The sequence below is a fragment of the Mycobacterium deserti genome (assembly GCF_025345615.1).
Classification (GTDB): Bacteria; Actinomycetota; Actinomycetes; order Mycobacteriales; family Mycobacteriaceae; genus Mycobacterium; species Mycobacterium deserti.
Genome location: NZ_JAODWD010000002.1, coordinates 958309 through 974728, shown reverse-complemented (window position 1 = coordinate 974728; position 16420 = coordinate 958309). Strand labels below are relative to the sequence as shown.

Annotated in this window: 19 protein-coding genes; 11 read left to right on the top strand and 8 right to left on the bottom strand. The window is 67.4% G+C overall.

The genetic code is table 11. The features are described from left to right. Positions 1-49 precede the first annotated feature (49 nt). The 4 genes from N4S67_RS10885 (at position 50) to N4S67_RS10870 (ending at position 2401) form a co-directional block, all read left to right on the top strand. The gene (locus N4S67_RS10885) at positions 50-799 is read left to right on the top strand and encodes a DUF2786 domain-containing protein (protein WP_260992951.1); all 750 of its coding nucleotides are present in this window, start codon (positions 50-52) and stop codon (positions 797-799) included. Beyond that, positions 796-1281, top strand: coding sequence for a TIGR04338 family metallohydrolase (locus tag N4S67_RS10880; RefSeq protein ID WP_260992950.1), 486 nt, complete (start codon positions 796-798; stop codon positions 1279-1281). Before N4S67_RS10885 ends, N4S67_RS10880 begins: the two co-directional genes overlap by 4 nt. Further along, positions 1271-1954 (top strand): O-methyltransferase, encoded by a 684-nt coding sequence (locus tag N4S67_RS10875; RefSeq protein ID WP_390893310.1) that lies wholly within the window; start codon positions 1271-1273, stop codon positions 1952-1954. Before N4S67_RS10880 ends, N4S67_RS10875 begins: the two co-directional genes overlap by 11 nt. 75 nt (positions 1955-2029) lie before the next feature. Further along, complete coding sequence (locus tag N4S67_RS10870) at positions 2030-2401, top strand: SRPBCC family protein (protein ID WP_260992948.1); 372 nt, start codon at positions 2030-2032, stop codon at positions 2399-2401. A 38-nt stretch (positions 2402-2439) separates the two neighbouring features. Here N4S67_RS10870 and ilvD read toward each other — a convergent pair whose 3' ends face one another. Further along, positions 2440-4146 carry a dihydroxy-acid dehydratase gene (gene ilvD, locus N4S67_RS10865; protein ID WP_260992947.1) on the bottom strand — a complete coding sequence of 569 codons (1707 nt, stop codon included), beginning with the start codon at positions 4144-4146 and terminating at the stop codon, positions 2440-2442. A 79-nt stretch (positions 4147-4225) separates the two neighbouring features. Between ilvD and N4S67_RS10860 the strand changes: the two genes are divergently transcribed. After that, positions 4226-4837, top strand: coding sequence for a DUF305 domain-containing protein (locus N4S67_RS10860; protein ID WP_260992946.1), 612 nt, complete (start codon positions 4226-4228; stop codon positions 4835-4837). Then, positions 4830-5129, top strand: a complete 300-nt coding sequence (locus N4S67_RS10855) for a copper-sensing transcriptional repressor RicR (protein WP_260992945.1) — start codon at positions 4830-4832, stop codon at positions 5127-5129. The genes N4S67_RS10860 and N4S67_RS10855 overlap by 8 nt, the downstream gene beginning before the upstream one ends. Here the strand turns inward: N4S67_RS10855 and N4S67_RS10850 are convergent. Then, positions 5126-5419 (bottom strand): MTH1187 family thiamine-binding protein, encoded by a 294-nt coding sequence (locus tag N4S67_RS10850; RefSeq protein ID WP_260992944.1) that lies wholly within the window; start codon positions 5417-5419, stop codon positions 5126-5128. The two genes, N4S67_RS10855 and N4S67_RS10850, sit on opposite strands and share 4 nt — an antisense overlap. On the opposite strand from N4S67_RS10850, the gene N4S67_RS10845 reads away from it, so the two are divergent. Beyond that, positions 5420-5917: a GNAT family N-acetyltransferase gene (locus N4S67_RS10845; protein WP_260992943.1), complete on the top strand. Its 498-nt coding sequence runs from the start codon at positions 5420-5422 to the stop codon at positions 5915-5917. It abuts the gene before it with no gap. On the opposite strand, the gene N4S67_RS10840 is transcribed toward N4S67_RS10845, so the two are convergent. After that, complete coding sequence (locus N4S67_RS10840; RefSeq protein WP_260992942.1) at positions 5904-6293, bottom strand: PPOX class F420-dependent oxidoreductase; 390 nt, start codon at positions 6291-6293, stop codon at positions 5904-5906. The genes N4S67_RS10845 and N4S67_RS10840 overlap by 14 nt on opposite strands. A 228-nt stretch (positions 6294-6521) precedes the next feature. On the opposite strand from N4S67_RS10840, the gene N4S67_RS10835 reads away from it, so the two are divergent. After that, complete coding sequence (locus N4S67_RS10835; protein WP_260992941.1) at positions 6522-7568, top strand: L,D-transpeptidase; 1047 nt, start codon at positions 6522-6524, stop codon at positions 7566-7568. 52 nt (positions 7569-7620) lie between these two features. On the opposite strand, the gene N4S67_RS10830 is transcribed toward N4S67_RS10835, so the two are convergent. Next, positions 7621-9636: a M13 family metallopeptidase gene (locus N4S67_RS10830; RefSeq protein WP_260992940.1), complete on the bottom strand. Its 2016-nt coding sequence runs from the start codon at positions 9634-9636 to the stop codon at positions 7621-7623. 40 nt (positions 9637-9676) lie between these two features. Between N4S67_RS10830 and N4S67_RS10825 the strand changes: the two genes are divergently transcribed. After that, positions 9677-10264 carry a hypothetical protein gene (locus N4S67_RS10825; RefSeq protein ID WP_260992939.1) on the top strand — a complete coding sequence of 196 codons (588 nt, stop codon included), beginning with the start codon at positions 9677-9679 and terminating at the stop codon, positions 10262-10264. Then, positions 10261-10950, top strand: coding sequence for a hypothetical protein (locus N4S67_RS10820; protein WP_260992938.1), 690 nt, complete (start codon positions 10261-10263; stop codon positions 10948-10950). Before N4S67_RS10825 ends, N4S67_RS10820 begins: the two co-directional genes overlap by 4 nt. Here N4S67_RS10820 and N4S67_RS10815 read toward each other — a convergent pair. From N4S67_RS10815 to N4S67_RS10800, 4 genes are read right to left on the bottom strand one after another with little or no spacing between them, the layout of a single operon-like run. Beyond that, positions 10947-11342 carry a CoA-binding protein gene (locus N4S67_RS10815; RefSeq protein WP_260992937.1) on the bottom strand — a complete coding sequence of 132 codons (396 nt, stop codon included), beginning with the start codon at positions 11340-11342 and terminating at the stop codon, positions 10947-10949. The genes N4S67_RS10820 and N4S67_RS10815 overlap by 4 nt on opposite strands. After that, complete coding sequence (locus N4S67_RS10810; protein ID WP_260992936.1) at positions 11342-12031, bottom strand: alpha/beta fold hydrolase; 690 nt, start codon at positions 12029-12031, stop codon at positions 11342-11344. Before N4S67_RS10810 ends, N4S67_RS10815 begins: the two co-directional genes overlap by 1 nt. A 2-nt stretch (positions 12032-12033) precedes the next feature. Further along, complete coding sequence (locus N4S67_RS10805) at positions 12034-12561, bottom strand: helix-turn-helix domain-containing protein (protein ID WP_260992935.1); 528 nt, start codon at positions 12559-12561, stop codon at positions 12034-12036. Further along, positions 12558-15455 carry an MMPL family transporter gene (locus N4S67_RS10800; RefSeq protein ID WP_260992934.1) on the bottom strand — a complete coding sequence of 966 codons (2898 nt, stop codon included), beginning with the start codon at positions 15453-15455 and terminating at the stop codon, positions 12558-12560. Before N4S67_RS10800 ends, N4S67_RS10805 begins: the two co-directional genes overlap by 4 nt. A 357-nt stretch (positions 15456-15812) precedes the next feature. Between N4S67_RS10800 and N4S67_RS10795 the strand changes: the two genes are divergently transcribed. Beyond that, positions 15813-16370, top strand: a complete 558-nt coding sequence (locus N4S67_RS10795) for a hemophore (RefSeq protein ID WP_260992933.1) — start codon at positions 15813-15815, stop codon at positions 16368-16370. Positions 16371-16420: the final 50 nt, after the last annotated feature.

Here is a 16420-nt window from a genome sequence, read left to right as displayed (position 1 = left end):
CCCTAATCTGGCGCCATGACGTCCCAGCGAGTAGCGAGGTGGAATGCGCATGACTGACGACAAGATGCTGGCGCGCATCGCCGCCCTGTTGCGCCAGGCCGAGGGCACCGACAACCAGCACGAGGCCGACGCGTTCATGGCCGCGGCCCAACGCCTGGCAACCGCCACCTCCATCGACCTCGCAGTCGCGCGCGCCCATTCCGACCAGCGGACCAAGGCCCAGATGCCGGTGCAACGCACCATCACGATCGGCAACCCGGGCAGCCGCGGCCTGCGGACCTACGTGCAGCTGTTCGTGCTCATCGCGCAGGCCAACGACGTGAAGTGTGACGTCGCGTCGAACTCCACATTCGTCTACGCCTACGGGTTCAGTGAGGACATCGACGCCAGCCACACCCTGTACGCCAGCCTGGTCACGCAGATGGTCAGAGCGTCGCAGGCCTACATCAGCTCCGGTGCACATCGGCCGACGCCGACCATCACCGCGCGCATCAACTTCCAGCTCGCGTTCGGCGCCAGGGTCGGCCAGCGACTTCTTGAGGCGCGCGAGGAAGCGCAGCGCGAAGCGACCAAAGGTCGGGACAGCCAGCCCGGCACGGCTATTGCATTGCGCGACAAGGACATCGAGCTGAAGGACTTCTACCGGCAGACGTCGGAGGCGCGAGGGTCCTGGCGGGCCACCAGTGCGACGGCCGGCTACTCGTCGGCCGCGCGGCGGGCAGGTGACCGCGCGGGCCGACGGGCTCGGTTGGGCAACACCACCGAACTGGCCGGTGCCCGCTCGGCCCTGGAGAAGTGACGCCTCGCGACATCCAGCGCGCGAAGGTCTACGCCGCCGAGGAGTTCGTGCGCACGCTGTTCGACCGCGCCGCCGAACACGGCACTCGCGCGATCGAGTTCTTCGGCACGCAGATGACGTTGCCACCGGAGGCCCGGTTCGCCACCGTCGCCGCCGTGCAGCGGTATGTCGACGACGTCCTCAGCCTGGTCGGGAGCCGCTGGCCCGCCGCCGGGCCGCTGACCGTGCGCGCCCGCCGCGGCACAACTGCCGCGCACTACGAACGCGACGAGAACGCTGCGACGATCGCCGTGCCAGCTCGAACCAGTTGGGCCCTTCGCGAATTGGTGGTCCTGCATGAGGTGGCCCACCATCTGGAACCGTGCGACCCGCCGCACGGGCCGCAGTTCGTCGCCACGTTCTGTGAACTCGCCGAAGCCGTGATGGGCCCGGAAGTCGGCCATGTGCTGCGGGTGGTCTATGCGAAAGAGGATGTGCGATAGCGTCGATCGTGTGACTGAGCCCGACGCCAAGGCGCTCGACGAGTTGTTCAACCGCGTGTTGCGCACCGAAGACGAGGCGCTCATCGCTGCGCGAGAGGCCGGACTAGCAGCCGGAATGCCGCCGATCGAAGTGTCGGCGCAACACGGCAAGCTGTTGTTCCTGCTGGCGACCGCAACCCGCGCGACGCGTGTGCTCGAGATCGGCACTCTCGCCGGCTACAGCACCATCCAGCTGGCGCGCGCCGTCGGCGCGCACGGCCGCGTCGTCACCCTGGAGTACGAACCGAAGCACGCGGAGGTCGCCATGGCGAACTTGGCGCGTGCCGGTGTCGAGGACCGGGTGGAGGTCATCGTCAGCGCCGCGCTGGATGCGCTTCCCGAACTGGAGCAGCGTGGCGAGCGTTTCGACTTCTTCTTCATCGACGCCGACAAGGAGAACAACGTCGCCTACGTCGAGTGGGCGGTCCAGCTTGCCGTTCCAGGCGCGGTCGTCGTGGTCGACAACATCGCCCGGATGGGCCGAGTGCTCGACCCGACCCCCGAAGATCAACAGGCCCACGCCATCCGCGCCATGCTCGCGATGATGGGTGAGCACCCCCGGTTGGAGGCGGCCGCGATACAGACCGTCGGCACCAAGAATTGGGACGGCTTCGCGGTCGCGCTGGTGAAGTGAGGCCCCGGCAGCCGGTCGTTTAGCGGTCTGCCGTTCGGGCATATGGCGTTGATGGACCTCACGTTCCGTCGACGCATGCCGACTGTCGAACGTCGTATCGCCGCGCCCGTCGAAGTCGTCTGGAATCTGCTGACAGACCTCGACGCGTGGCCCGAATGGGGGCCGCCGATCCAACGCGCGGAGTTGTCCGAACCGGGCCCGTTCCGGCTCGGCGCGCGCGGCAAGGTGTGGGCGCCGGTAGGCATCGCACTGCCGTTCACGGTCGTCGAGTTCGAAGAGCTCCGCAGCTGGGCGTGGGAGGTGGCGGGACTGCGCGCGACCCGGCACGAGGTCGTGCCGACGGACGGCGGCTGCAAAGTCGCGTTCGGGGTGCCCTGGTGGGCGCCGCCCTATCTGTCGGTCTGTGCGATCGCCCTTGCGCGGATCGACCGGATGGCCACCGCATAACCTCACGCTCGCGGCAGCTGAGCCGCGCCGGCGAAGCGTCAGCCGCAGACCGCTCCGCCTGCCGCCGAGCCGACCAGCTTGGTGTACTTGGCCAGCACACCGGTGGTGTAGCGCGGCGGCAGCGGAGTGAAACCCGCCTTCCGCTCGTCGAATTCGGACGCATCGACCAGGACGTCGAGCGTGCCGTTGGCGACATCGAGGCGGATGCGGTCACCGTCGGCCAGGAAGGCGATCGGCCCGCCGTCGACGGCCTCGGGCGCGATATGGCCCACACACAGCCCGGTGGTGCCGCCGGAGAACCGGCCGTCGGTCATCAACAACACGTCCTTGCCGAGGCCCGCACCCTTGATGGCGCCGGTGATCGCGAGCATCTCCCGCATGCCGGGGCCACCCTTGGGGCCCTCGTAGCGGATGACGACGACGTCGCCGGCCTGGATGGTGCCGTCCTCGAGAGCGTCGAGCGCCGCGCGTTCGCGTTCGAAAACCCTTGCCGTGCCCTCGAAGACGTCGGAGTCGAAGCCCGCGGACTTGACCACCGCGCCCTCGGGCGCCAGTGTTCCGTGCAGGATCGTGATGCCGCCGGTCGGGTGAATCGGGTCCGACAGCGCACGCAGCACCTTGCCGTCGGGGTCGGGCGGGGCGATGTGAGCCAGGTTCTGCGCCAGCGTGTTACCGGTGACGGTGAGGCAATCGCCGTGCATCAGGCCGGCATCCAGCAGCGCCTTCATCACCACCGGCACGCCGCCGATGCGGTCGACGTCGGTCATGACGTGCTGTCCGAAGGGTTTGACGTTCGCCAGGTGCGGCACCTTGTTGCCGACCCTGGTGAAGTCCTCGAGTGTCAGCTTGACGTCAGCCTCATGCGCGATGGCCAGCAGGTGCAGCACCGCGTTGGTCGAGCCGCCGAACGCCATCACCACCGCGATGGCGTTCTCGAACGCCTCCTTGGTGAGGATGTCGCGGGCGGTGATGCCGCGGCGCAACAGTTCCACGACGGCCTGCCCGCTGCGGCGCGCAAACCCGTCCCGGCGGCGGTCGGTGGCAGGCGGGGCGGCGCTGCCCGGCAGCGACATGCCCAGCGCCTCGGCCGCGGACGCCATGGTGTTGGCGGTGTACATTCCGCCGCACGCGCCTTCGCCGGGGCAGATGGCGCGTTCGATCGCATCGACGTCCTCGCGCGGCATCAACCCGCGCGCGCACGCGCCGACGGCTTCGAACGCGTCGATGATCGTCACCTCGCGCTCGGTGCCGTCCGACAGTTTGGCCCTGCCGGGCAGGATCGAACCGGCGTAGAGGAACACCGAGGCCAGGTCGAGGCGGGCGGCGGCCATCAGCATGCCGGGCAGCGACTTGTCGCAGCCGGCGAGCAGGACCGAGCCGTCGAGGCGTTCGGCCTGCATGACGACCTCGACGCTGTCGGCGATCACCTCGCGCGACACCAGCGAGAAGTGCATGCCTTCGTGGCCCATCGAGATGCCGTCGGACACCGAAATGGTGCCGAACTCCATCGGGAAACCGCCCGCGGCGTGCACCCCGTCCTTGACGGCTTTCGCCAGCCGGTCCAGCGAGAGGTTGCACGGCGTGATCTCGTTCCACGACGAGCCGACGCCGATCTGTGGCTTGGCGAAGTCCTCGTCCCCCATGCCGACGGCCCGCAGCATCCCGCGGGCCGCGGCTTTCTCCAGACCGTCGGTAACGTCGCGACTGCGAGGCTTGATATCGACGGACTCGTGCTCTGAGGGCATGACGTCAGTATGCCCTCGGCATTTCGCCCGGCCAAACCGTTATAGATACCCCTGCGGGGTATTCGGTACTCTGGACGACATGATCTCTCGCCTCACCGCAGTCCTGGCCGCGCTCATCGCCGCATTGTTCCTGACCTCCTGCACCGAGCAGTCGTCCGGCGAGCATGCCGACCACGAGCAATCGGAATCGCCCGTTGTCAGCGGGGAACCGGCAGGCTTCAACGCCGACGATGTCGCGTTCGCGACCAACATGATCCCGCACCACGAGCAGGCCGTCGAGATGTCGGCGATGGTGCCGGACCGATCGACCAACCCGGAAGTCCTCGCCATTGCCGAGCAGATCGCCGCCGCGCAGGAGCCGGAGATCAAGGCCTTGCGGGTGTTCCTGGTGCAGTGGAACGAGAACCCCGACGACTCCGCAGGCGGCGGACACGAAGGCCACGGTTCGATGCAGGGCATGGTCGACGACGCCACGATGACGAAATTGCAGTCGCTGCGCGGCCAAGAGTTCGACACACTGTGGCTGCAGTCGATGATCGCGCATCACGAAGGGGCAATCGAAATGGCCAAGGCCGAGGTGGCCAACGGTGCCAACGAGGACGCCAAGCGCATGGCGCAGACCATCGCCGATACTCAACAGGCCGAGATCGGTCAGATGAAGCGGATGCTGGAAGGCGGTCAGAATGGCTGAAACAGCCGGCGCGCACGGCTACTCGTCGCAGAAGGACAACTACGCCAAGCGGCTGCGGCGCATCGAGGGCCAGGTTCGCGGCATCGCGAAGATGATCGACGAGGACAAGTACTGCATCGACGTCCTCACCCAGATCAGTGCGGTCAACAGCGCACTGCAGTCGGTCGCTCTGGGTCTGCTCGACGAACACCTCGGCCACTGCGTGACCCAAGCGGTGTCCGAGGGCAGTGAGCAGGCCGACGCCAAGCTGGCCGAGGCCTCGGCCGCGATCGCCCGGCTGGTCCGCTCCTAGCCGCCGAGCGCATCTTCGATGCGCTGCACCTTGGCGGTGAGTTGACCGGTATGGCCGGGCCGGATGTCGGCCTTGAGCACCAGACTCACCCGCGGCGCAGCGGCGGCGACGGCTTCGACGGCCCGCTTCACGACGGGCATCACCTCGTCCCACTCGCCCTCGATGTTGGTGAACATCGCATTAGTCTCGTTCGGTAGGCCCGACGCGCGAACCACCCGAATCGCGTCGGCCACCGCCTCGCCCACACTGTCGTCGCCGCCCATCGGACTCACACTGAAAGCAACAATCACATGTCCCATGTTCGCCTGTTGCCCGCCACTCTGGCGCATCTTGTCGCGCTGAAGGATGGGCCTGCGGCGTTCGGCGATCTGATCGGCAGCCCAGTTCCCCAAGGCTGGCCGGAGTTCCCCGAGTCCATCGACTTCACCACCGATCGCCTGCGCGACCGCCCCGACGAGGCTGACTGGTGGATGCACTTCTTCTTCGACGGCGACGTGCTGATCGGATCGGGCGGTTTCGTTGGTCCGCCGCGCGACGGCATCGTCGAGATTGGTTACGAACTCGCACCGGCATACCGCGGAAAGGGCCTCGGCACGGCGGCCGCCGGAGCCCTCGTCGCCAAGGCGGGGCACAGCGGCGCCGTCCGCACCGTCATCGCCAATACGCTTGCTCAGGTCAACCCGTCGACCGGTGTGCTGCGCAGCCTCGGCTTCACCAGGAGCGCTGAGTTCGTCGACCCCGAGGAGGGGCCGCTGTGGCGATGGGAACTCGCGCTCACTGCTTGCTGAACCCGGTGGGGCGAACGACGAGGATCACCCGATCGGCCTTGTCCGCGGGTGGCTCGGTCAGCGGGCCGCTGTAGCGGTCGTTGAGCTGCAGATAGAACGCTCCGGTGGGGTCGGGAACGATTTCTTCGACGACGCCGCGCACCTCGAGGTAGCGGTACGGATTGTCGGGGTCGCTGATCGACATCGCCACGTGGGGGTTCGCCTCGATGTTGCGGTACTTCTGCCGCTTGTTGGTGTGGGTGAAGCGCAGCAGTTCGCCGTCCCAGTCGAACCACATCGGGTTCACCTGGGGATCGCCGTCGGGCCTGGTTGTCGCCAGGTGACCGTACAGCGGGCGCTCCAGAAGGGACTCGTAGCCACGTGGAATGGCAGCCATCGAAGCTTCCTCTCGGTCAGGTGTTGTCGCGATTTTCAACGCCGGACGCCCGTGCGGCCTTCCCCCGGAAATCAGCGCGAAGTAACGTCCGCCGCGCTGAGTCGATGAACACAGCAGTTCAGCGCCCGTGAGGGGGCGAACGTCGGGGCTCAGGCAGCACCCTGATGGCGGTAGCTGCTCATTGCGCTGTGCGACACTGGACCGAGTTCTGCGACTGGGAGGTTTGGTATGCGGCAGCGGATGAGAGGGCGACTCCTCACCGCAGTGATGGCGGCTGGTCTACTTTCAGGACTTGTCCTGGTCAGCCCCTCGGCGATGGCTCAGCCCGGTGTTCCGCCGCCACCCCCGGCGCCGGTCGACCCGGCCGCCGCGCCGGTGCCGCCACCCGGCCCGCTCGCACCGCCGGCCCCGCCCCCGCCACCTGCGAACCCGTTCGGGGTCCCATCGCCGCCGCCGGGGCCCGCCGCGGCGCCGAACCCGTTGCTGCCTCCGGCCAACCCGTTGGCAGCGGCCCAGCCGATCCCCGAGGGGACTCCGGCGGGGCAGAACCCCACTCCCTACGTTGGTGAGCCGGTGTTCGCGCCGCCGAGCTTCAACCCGGCCAACGGCGCGAAAGTCGGCGCGGCCAAGCCGATCTACATCAATTTCCAACGGCCCATCGCCAACCGGCAGCTGGCTCAGGACGCGGTGCACATCTCGTCGAATCCGCCCGTGCCGGGCAGGTTCTACTGGACCAGTGACACCCAGCTGCGCTGGCGGCCCCAGGACTTCTGGCCCGCAGGCACCGTCGTCAACATCGACGCGGGCGGTACCAAATCCAGCTTCACGGTCCCCGAGCAGCTCGTCGCGACGGTCGACAATGCCACGCACGAAATGCAGATCGTGCGAAACGGCGAGTTGGAGAAGACGTTCCCGGTGTCGATGGGCAAGAAGGGATACGAGACCAAGAACGGCACCTACTACGTGCTGGAGAAGTTCGCCGACATCGTGATGGACTCGTCGACCTACGGCGTCCCGGTGACCGACGACGAGGGCTACAAGATCAAGGTGCAGGACGCCGTGCGCATCGACAACGGCGGCATCTTCGTGCACAGCGCCCCGTGGTCAACCGGTGCGCAGGGCAACAGCAATGTCAGCCACGGCTGCATCAACCTCAGCCCGGCCAACGCCCAGTGGTTTTACGACAACTTCGGTAGCGGCGACCCGGTGGTCATCAAGAACTCCACCGGCCTCTACACCCAGCCTGACGGCGCATCCGACTGGCAGATGTTCTAGGCGATTTCGGCGCGCTAATGTTCGCTCAGCGACGGTTAGCGCGCCGAAATCACTAGCTCCAGATGCGGACGCGTCGTTCGGGTTCCAAATAGAGAGCGTCCGACTCGCTGACGTCGAACGCCTCGTAGAACGCGTCCATGTTGCGGATCACGCCGTTGCAGCGGAACTCCGGCGGTGAATGCGGGTCGATCGCGAGCCGCCGGATCGCTTCGGCCTCGCGTGACTTGGTGCGCCACACCTGAGCCCAACCGAAGAACACCCGCTGCTCACCGGTCAGCCCGTCGATCACCGGCGCCTCCTCGCCGCCCAGCGACAGCTTGTAGGCCAGCAGCGCGATCGACAGGCCGCCGAGGTCGCCGATGTTCTCCCCGACGGTGAACGCGCCGTTGACGTGCGCGCCGTCGTGTCCGCCCAACTCGCGAGGCGTGTACTGCTCGTACTGCTCGATCAGTGCTTTGGTCCGCGCCCCGAATTCGGTTCGGTCATCGTCGGTCCACCAGTCGACCAGGTTCCCGTCGCCGTCGTACTTGGCGCCCTGGTCGTCGAACCCGTGCCCGATCTCGTGACCGATCACCGCGCCGATGCCGCCGTAGTTGGCGGCGTCATCGGCTTCGGCGTCGAAGAACGGCGGCTGCAGGATGGCTGCGGGGAAGACGATTTCATTCATCCCGGGGTTGTAGTAGGCGTTGACGGTCTGCGGCGTCATGAACCATTCGTCGCGATCGACCGGGCCGCCGAGCTTGGCCAGATCGCGGTCGTATTCGAGGGTGTAGCCGCGTCGGTAGTTGCCGTACAGGTCGTCGCGCTCGATGACGAGGTCCGAATAATCCCGCCACTTGGTCGGATAACCGATCTTCGGAGTGAACTTGTCGAGCTTCGTCAACGCCTTTTCCCTGGTGGCCGGCGTCATCCAGTCCAGCGAGTTGATGCTGACGCGATAGGCCTCGCGCAGATTGGCGACCAACTCGTCCATCCGCTCCTTGGCGTGCGGCGGGAAATGCCGTTCGACATAAAGCTTTCCGACCGCGTCGCCCATCAGTCCCTCGACCACCGAGACGGCACGCTTCCACCGGTCACGGATCTGCTCGGTGCCTGAGAGCCTGCGGCCGTAGAACGCGAAGTCCTGGGCCACCAGGTCGTCGGTGAGCAGGAATGCGCGAGCCTTGATGAGCCGCCAGCGCAGCCAGTGCTTCCAGTCCTCGAGATTTTCGCTCGACCAGGCTGCGGCGAAGGCGGTCAGGTAATCAGGTTGGCGGACAACGAGTTCCGCAGCCTTCGCGGGCGTGATACCGAGCGCGGCCACCCAGCTGGACCAGTCGAATCCCGGAGCCTCCTGCGGCAGGTCGGTGAACGAGCGCAGGTTGTAAGTCAGATCGGCGTCGCGGCGCTTGACGACGTCCCAGTGCGCGGACGCCAGCTTGGCCTCCAACGCGACAATGCAAGCCGCGGTGTCGGTGTGGTCGCCCTCGCCGAACACCAGCGCGAGCATGGCCGCGATGTGCTTCGGGTAGGCCGCCAGGATTTCGGCGTGCTGCTGGTCGCGGTAGTAGGACTCGTCGGGAAGTCCGATCCCCGACTGGGTCAGGTGCACCAGATAGCGGGTGGAGTCCTTGGAATCGGTGTCGACGTACAGGCCGACGCCGCCACCGACGCCGGTGCGTTGCAGTGAGCCGAGCACGGCGGCCAACTCATCGGGAGTGGTCGCGGTGTCGATGGCCGCCAGTTCGTCGAGGAGCGGCTGCACCCCGCGCTCGGCAACCGTCTTCTCGTCCATGAAGCTGGCGTAGAGGTCGCCGATGCGCTGCTCGTCGGTGCCGGGCGCGGCGTTCGAGGCGGCAGCCTCGTTGATGAGATCGCGGACGTGCTCCTCGGCGCGGTCGTACAGCGAGCGGAACGCACCGTCTGTGGCGCGGTCGCCCGGCATCTCGTATTCGGCCAGCCATCGACCGTTGACGTGGCCGAACAGGTCGTCTTGAGGGCGGGCGTCGGAGTCGACGTAGGTCAGGTCAATACCGGACTTGATTGCCGCGGCCTCCGCCGCTCCGCCGCGAATGGCTTCTACCGTCACCACAACAGGGTGCCAGACGCCAGCAGGTAGCCTCACGCGCATGCCCGAGGACGAGCCAACGCCGGACCACGACGACGACGGCCGCCTCTTCACCAGTTACGGCGTCGCTTCGGCTGTTCTCGGGGTCGTCGCGGTGGTCGCGGTCGTGCTCGCCGCGATCATGTGGACCCAACACCGCGAGGACGTCGACGAGTTGCAGTACCGCAGCCGCGCGATGGCGGCCGCCGCCGATTGGACCGGCGTGCTGATCAACATGAACAAGGACACCGTCGAGGCCAGCATGGCCCGGTTACACGAGGGCACCGTCGGTCAGCTCAACGCCGACTTCGAAGCGTCCGTCGCGCCCTACCGTCAGCTCGTGCAGACATTGCAGTCGCGCACTACCGGCCAGATCGACTCGGTGGCCGTTGAGACCATTCACCACGCGCTGCCCGGCGCCGCCCAACCGAAACCACAACCCGAGTTGACGGCGTTCGCGTCGCGGACCGACACCGTGATGGTGGTCGCGACGTCGGTAAGTGAGAACGCGGCAGGCGAGGAACCGCGGACGGTGCGCTGGAACCTGCGGCTCGACGTCTCCGACGTGGACGGCAAGCTGATGATCTCCGCCTTGGAGCCGGTCCGATGAGGAACGTCTGGCGGGTAACGGCTTTCGATGTGCTGGCACCGCTGGCCGCCGTCGTTGCGCTGATCTACATCGGCATCGCGCTGGCCTGGCCACTGTGGTGGGTCGCGGTCTGCTCGGTGCTCTGCGTGCTGATCGTCGAGGGCGTCATCGTCAACGTCGTGTTGGCCCGGCGCGACAAGGTGACTGTCGGCACCGACGACGACAGGCCGGGCCTGCGGTTGGCGGTGGCGACGGTGGCGACGGTTGCGCTGGCGGTGGCGGTGGCCGTGGGTTACTCCGAGTGGACCGCACCGGACCGCGAATTGAACAACGACACCCGGGAAGTCGTCGGCATCGCCAGCAGCGTCGCGGAGGCGTCCGCGACATTCACCCCGCAAAGTCCGACGGCGTCCATCGACCGCGCCGCGTCGATGATGTCGGCGGAGAGCGCCGAGAAGTTCAAGAACGACTTCACGCCTGTCGCAAGGGATCTGACGGGCAAGAACATCTCGGCGCAGGCCAGTACGGTGTCAGCCGGTGTCGAGGCGATCGGCCCGGCGGCGGCCAGTGTCGCGGTGATTCTGCGTGGCACGCAGAACGCGCCGGGCAGACCGACAGATACCGCCGTGCTTGCGCTGCGGGTCACATTGTCCAAGACCGACGGTCGCTGGCTGGTCGACGACGTGTCGCCGATCCACTCGCGTTAGCCCACCAGTCGGGCGTGGTCGACCTTCAGGCAGCGGTCCATGATCACCGCAAGACCGGCGGCCTCGCCGTCGCGGGCCACCTGCTCGTCCCACAGACCCTGCTGCAGCCACAGCGTCTTCGCCCCGACCGCGATGGTCTCGGATAGCACGCCAGGCAGGTGCTCGCGGCGGCGGAACACGTCGACCATGTCGGGCACCGCGGGCAGGTCGGCCAACGAGGGGTAGACGGGCGTGCCGTCGATCTCGCCGACCGTCGGGTTCACCAGGTACAACTCGTAGTCGGTCGCGCGCCGCAGGTACTGCCAGACGCCATGGCTGGGCCGCATCGGATCGGCCGAGATGCCGACGATGGCCACGCTGCGCGTATCGCGGAGTATGCGTTCGAGGTCCATCAGTCCACAGATACTCCGGCCAGCAGCCGTGACGCCAGTTCCTCTGGTTGGCTCAGCGCCAGCAGGTGTCCGCCGGGCATGACCTCGACATCGAGGCCGAGGCGTTCGCGCACCACCCGCCGCTGAAAGTCGAGCGGAAACAACCGGTCGTCGCTGCCGACGATGACGCGGGTCGGTACGTCCGGCCACTCGTGCAGCGGCCACGGCTGGCCGAACGGGGTCTCGGACTGGGCCGGATCCGGCGAATTCAACGCCTCGGCCCGCACCTGCGCAGGCACGTCGTGGAAGAAGTCTTCGATGAAGTCGAACTCGGTGCGGGGCAACCCGATCCGCTCGAAGTGGGCGATTCGCTCAGCTTGCTGCCCGGTCACCGTCCACCACTGCCCGCCCGATTCTCCGGCCTTTGGCACCATCGGGTTGACCAGGACGAGTTCGGCAGTCGGCACCCGTGACGCGACGATGGGCGCGGTCAACGCGCCCATTGACTGGCCGACCACCACCAGCGGCCCGGACACGTCGGTCACGGCCGCGGCCACGACGGCGGCATACGTGTCCAAGTCAGCCGAGTCGTCGTCGGCGGGCAGGTCGACCGCGACGACGTGGGCGCCGTGCGCCGAAAGCAGCGGTGCGACGCGGTGCCAGTACCAGGCCCGGCCGCCCGCCCCGGGGATCAGCGCGAAGGCGACCAACGTCAGTCGGTGGCGCCGGGATGCTGGGCCCGCATCTTGGCGAACCGGTCCGAGAGCTTGCTGATGCGCACCATCAACGACGCCGGCGGACTGGTCTGCCCGCTGAGGTACGACGCGAAGTCCGCGCTCGGCACGCCGATACGGGACGCGAACTCCTGCTGCCCGAGCCCCGACCGCTCGAGCAGCGATCGGATGTGGCGGGCCACCTCCGCGCGTTCGTTGGCCTCCAGATGCTCGCGGGTGCGGGTGAGCACCTCCGCGAGCGCCTTCGACACGCCGTACGGGCGAGCGGTCTCCAGCACTTCCTCGACCTGGCGTGCGGTGCGGCCGTAAGGGTCACGCTTGATCGCGACGACGATGCGCTGCCAGACCGTCAGATCGTCGGTCTCCAGTGCGGCGCGGATCGCTGCGGTGGGCCAGAACTCCACCGGCCGGTCGTCGACTGCGGCCCTACGTGCCGGAGCGGGGCGAGCCTTGGCTGGCGGGCCCTCGCGGCGCCGGGTATCCCGGACCTCGGGAGTCACCGTCACCTCGCCTCCTCGAGCATCGCTACGGCCACCGACAGGCAGCGCTCCCTGACCTTCGCCCAATCGGCCTCCGCTTCGGGGCCGGCCATCCGCGTGTCGTGTTCATCGGACGGCTGCGGGTCGGCCAGTCGGCGGACCAACTGGGTGGCCACCCATTGTTTCCTCGACTGTTGACCACAGTAGTACCGGTCCATCCCGGCCAGCACCTCTGCAGCGGTATGAGTCTCCATCGCGTCGACCAATTCGGCAAACTCGGCGTAGTCGCGGGTGCTGTTCCGGCACATGATGAGGTAGCTCTTCAGCCGCAGCGTCTCGGCGCCGGTGGGGATCTGCAGCCGGTCGCCGGTCGGCAGTTGCACGTTCGTGGTCTCTACGGGGCTGCGCCGCTCCATCGGCGCGCGCTCGTAGTGGGACTCGGCTGCCAGGGCGTCCAACGCGACCGAAAGCCTGCCCCGCCACATGGTCACCGGATGCACCGGCAGCTTCGACTTGACGGTCTCGCCGTTGGCGGCGCCGTTGCGGTGGGCGCCGTTGAGCCGGTCGGCACTGCGCAGCTTTTTGGTGGGGGTGCATCCGCTGAGTGCCAGCGGATCGGCAACGGTAACAGCGTGTGGCGCAAGGGTTTTCAACTTGGCTGCCGACTTCACGACCATGCGCAGGTCGGACCCGGTTGGGCCGAGCGAGGAGATGTCGTCGGGGATGATCACGAGGTCGTGCACCTCGACCTTGGGCAGCGGCTTCTCGAAGTCGACCGACGGCAGGATGCGGTCCAGCCAGCGCGGCAGCCACCAGTTCCATTCATCGAACATCGCCATCAGCGCAGGCACCAGCACCAGCCGCACCACGGTCGCGTCGACGGCGATGGCTACCGCGCACGCCACGCCCAGCTGGGCGACCAGCGGCATACCCGCGAAGGCGAACCCGATGAATACCGCGATCATGATCAGCGCAGCGCTGGTGATGGTGCGGGCGCTGGTGGACACGCCGTAGGCCACCGCGTCGCGGGTGTGGTTGGTCAGCAGGAACCGCTCCCGGATGCGGGTGAGCAGGAAGATCTCGTAGTCCATCGACAGGCCGAAGGTCATGGCCAGCACCAGGGGCGGGATCGTGCTGTCAAGCGATTCGATCTGTTTGAAGCCAAGGCCCTCGAACCAGCCCCACTGAAAGACGACGACGAGGCTGCCGTAGGCCGCGGCCACCGACAGCACCGTCATCAGCACACCCTTGAGCGCAAGGAACACCGACCGGATCGAGATCAGCAGCATCAAAAAGGCGATCAGCGCGACGAAGCCGAACACCGCCGGTTGGGTGGCCGACACCCGGTCGTCGAAATCCTTGATCAGGGCGGTCGGTCCACCGACGTCCACCTGCAGTCCCTGGGCCGCCGGGGCGCGCGGGAGCTCGGAGCGCAACCAGTCGACGGTGTTGCGCGCCCCCATGTCCTCGGGGTCCACCGACAGCACGGCCGACAGCAACGCGTGGCGGTAGTCCTCTCCGAACACGGGCGGCGCGACGGATACCACGTTGGGGGCCTGCGCGATCCGCTGTCGAAGCGCGTCGAGCACCGGATCCTTGGCGGGTGCGGACGCGGCGTTGCCCTCCGGGAAGGTGACCAGCACGCGGACCGGACCCAGCGCGCCCGCGCCGAGCGCCTCGGCCGCGGCGTTGACGCCGCCGCGGATCTCGTGGGTCGGGTCGAACTGCCGCTGCATGCTGTTGCCCAGCACCATCGAGAACGCCGGCGCGGCCAACGCCAGCAGAAGCGCCGTCGCCGCAACCGCCGACAGCCACGGCCGCCGCATCACCCAGCCGGTCCAGCGGGTCCAGAACCGCGATTGGCTGGTGTCCGGCCGACGCGACCAGTGCAGGTAGGACGATCGTTTGGCCGCGGCCTTGCCGAAGGTGGCCAGCACGGCCGGCGTCAGGGTCGTCGAGGTGAGCACCGCCAGCGCGACCGCGAGAATCGCACCGGTGGCCATCGAGACCAGTACCGGCGTCTGGATCAGGTAGATGCCCGTCACCGACGCGATCACCGTCACGCCCGAGAGCACCACCGCAAGACCCGAGGTGGCCATCGCGGCGTCGGCGGCCTGTTGCGCGTCGCGTCCGGCACGCAACTCCTCGCGGAACCGCATGAGGATGAACAGGGAGTAGTCGATCGCCAGGGCGATGCCGAACATCGACACCGTGGAGGTCACGAACACCGACATCGTCGTGTACATCGACAGCAGGTAGACCAGTCCCATGGTCACCGCCACGGTGCAGATACCGAGTACCAGCGGCATAGCGGCCGCCGCCAGCGAGCCGAAGACCGCGAGCAGAACAATCAGGACGATCGGCAGGTTCCACTGCTCGGCCTGTGCGATGTCGTGTTTGGTGGCCTCTGTCGCCGCAGCGCCCAGCGCACCCTGGCCGATGACGTAGAGCCTGACCTTGCCGTTCTCGATCTCGCCGGGTGCCTCGCCTTCGATGCCGACGGCCTGGCGCAGCTGCTTGGCCAGGTCGATCACACCGGTGTTCTCGAAGTCCGGCTGCAACGTGATGACGTACGGCCGGTCCGGCTGGGGCGACGGTTGCTGGGGGGTGGGCAGCACCTTGACGCTGGGCACACTCCTGGCGATGCGTTCCAGTTCGGCGACGGCGGCGTTCATGTCCTCGAAGGACGCGTCGGCACGCGGAGCGGCGACCAACGCCAACGGCGAGCCGCCCTGGTCGGGAAAATTCTCCTCGAGCTGGCGCTGCACACGCAGCGACTGTGACCCCTCGACTTCGAACCCGCCGCCGGTGAGGTGACCGGACTGGCTCATGGCGAGATAGATCGCCGGCAGCAGAAGAAGTAGCCAAACAGCGAACACCGCCCAGCGATATCTGCGCAGGGTGCCGCTCAAGCGCATCATGAACTGCTGGATGGCGAACTCCCCGTTTCTCCCCGGCGTTGCGTACGTGAGCGTACCGCAGCGTGTGATATGTCAGCGGACAAGTCGAGCGCCCCAAGAACACTGCCAGCAACGCCTTATGCTGCTCTAACCGTCCGGTTCGGGGGTGAGGGCGGCTGCTAGCCGCAGCTGTGCGACCGCCCATATTGACGTGTGGGTTTGCTCGCTGAATTGGCCCGCGTGCGGCGGCAGATGGCAGTATGTGCTTCGGCCGTTTCAGTCCGGCGCAGTCGCCGGCGTCCCGTGCAGAGGACAAAGCCGTTGTGAGGAAGCGTTTGCGATCAGATGAGTCGTTCGCGAACCGTAAGGAGTGCTGAGATGACACCGACCCCAAGGACGCTGCGCCGCGGTCTGTTCGCCATATTCGCTGCGGTGGCAAGTGGAGGTGCGGCGGTGGCCGCGCTGACCGTGCCGACGCCATCAGCGACTGCCGCTCCGGATCCCTGCGCAGCCAGTCAGGTCGCCAAGACCATCGGGTCGGTCGCCAACAACACCGGCGCCTACCTCGACTCGAATCCGGAGACCAACCAGGCGTTGTCCACCATCTCGCAGCAGGGTGGTCCGCAGTCGCTGGTCGGGCTGAAGGCGTACTTCGATGCCAACCCCGAGGTGAGCGAAGACCTGCAGCAGCTGCAGCAGCCGCTGACCACGCTGTCCGGCCGGTGCAAGCTGCCGCTCACGCTTCCGCAGATGATGGGTCTGATGCAGGCCGCACAGCAGAACGGCGGGCTCACTGGAGGTTTGCCAGGCGGCCTACCCACGCCCGCGACCGGTGGTGCGCCGAGTGCTTCGCTGCCTGCCGGTTCGTCGGCGGCGTCGCCCGTCTCCCAGGGGGTTCCGGGTTCTCCCACCGCCGCGATCGCGGGCCTGCCTTAGCCTGCGACGACGCGCGCGCCCTCGCAGGTCGGGCAGATGAGCTGCGGTTT

Coding starts and splice junctions, on each gene's coding strand:
- N4S67_RS10885 (WP_260992951.1), top strand. CDS start 50: ATGACTGACGACAAGATGCTGGCGCGCATCGCCGCCCTGTTGCGCCAG.
- N4S67_RS10875 (WP_390893310.1), top strand. CDS start 1,271: ATGTGCGATAGCGTCGATCGTGTGACTGAGCCCGACGCCAAGGCGCTC.
- N4S67_RS10870 (WP_260992948.1), top strand. CDS start 2,030: ATGCCGACTGTCGAACGTCGTATCGCCGCGCCCGTCGAAGTCGTCTGG.
- ilvD (WP_260992947.1), bottom strand. CDS start 4,146: ATGCCCTCAGAGCACGAGTCCGTCGATATCAAGCCTCGCAGTCGCGAC.
- N4S67_RS10860 (WP_260992946.1), top strand. CDS start 4,226: ATGATCTCTCGCCTCACCGCAGTCCTGGCCGCGCTCATCGCCGCATTG.
- N4S67_RS10855 (WP_260992945.1), top strand. CDS start 4,830: ATGGCTGAAACAGCCGGCGCGCACGGCTACTCGTCGCAGAAGGACAAC.
- N4S67_RS10845 (WP_260992943.1), top strand. CDS start 5,420: ATGTCCCATGTTCGCCTGTTGCCCGCCACTCTGGCGCATCTTGTCGCG.
- N4S67_RS10840 (WP_260992942.1), bottom strand. CDS start 6,293: ATGGCTGCCATTCCACGTGGCTACGAGTCCCTTCTGGAGCGCCCGCTG.
- N4S67_RS10835 (WP_260992941.1), top strand. CDS start 6,522: ATGCGGCAGCGGATGAGAGGGCGACTCCTCACCGCAGTGATGGCGGCT.
- N4S67_RS10825 (WP_260992939.1), top strand. CDS start 9,677: ATGCCCGAGGACGAGCCAACGCCGGACCACGACGACGACGGCCGCCTC.
- N4S67_RS10820 (WP_260992938.1), top strand. CDS start 10,261: ATGAGGAACGTCTGGCGGGTAACGGCTTTCGATGTGCTGGCACCGCTG.
- N4S67_RS10815 (WP_260992937.1), bottom strand. CDS start 11,342: ATGGACCTCGAACGCATACTCCGCGATACGCGCAGCGTGGCCATCGTC.
- N4S67_RS10800 (WP_260992934.1), bottom strand. CDS start 15,455: ATGATGCGCTTGAGCGGCACCCTGCGCAGATATCGCTGGGCGGTGTTC.
- N4S67_RS10795 (WP_260992933.1), top strand. CDS start 15,813: ATGACACCGACCCCAAGGACGCTGCGCCGCGGTCTGTTCGCCATATTC.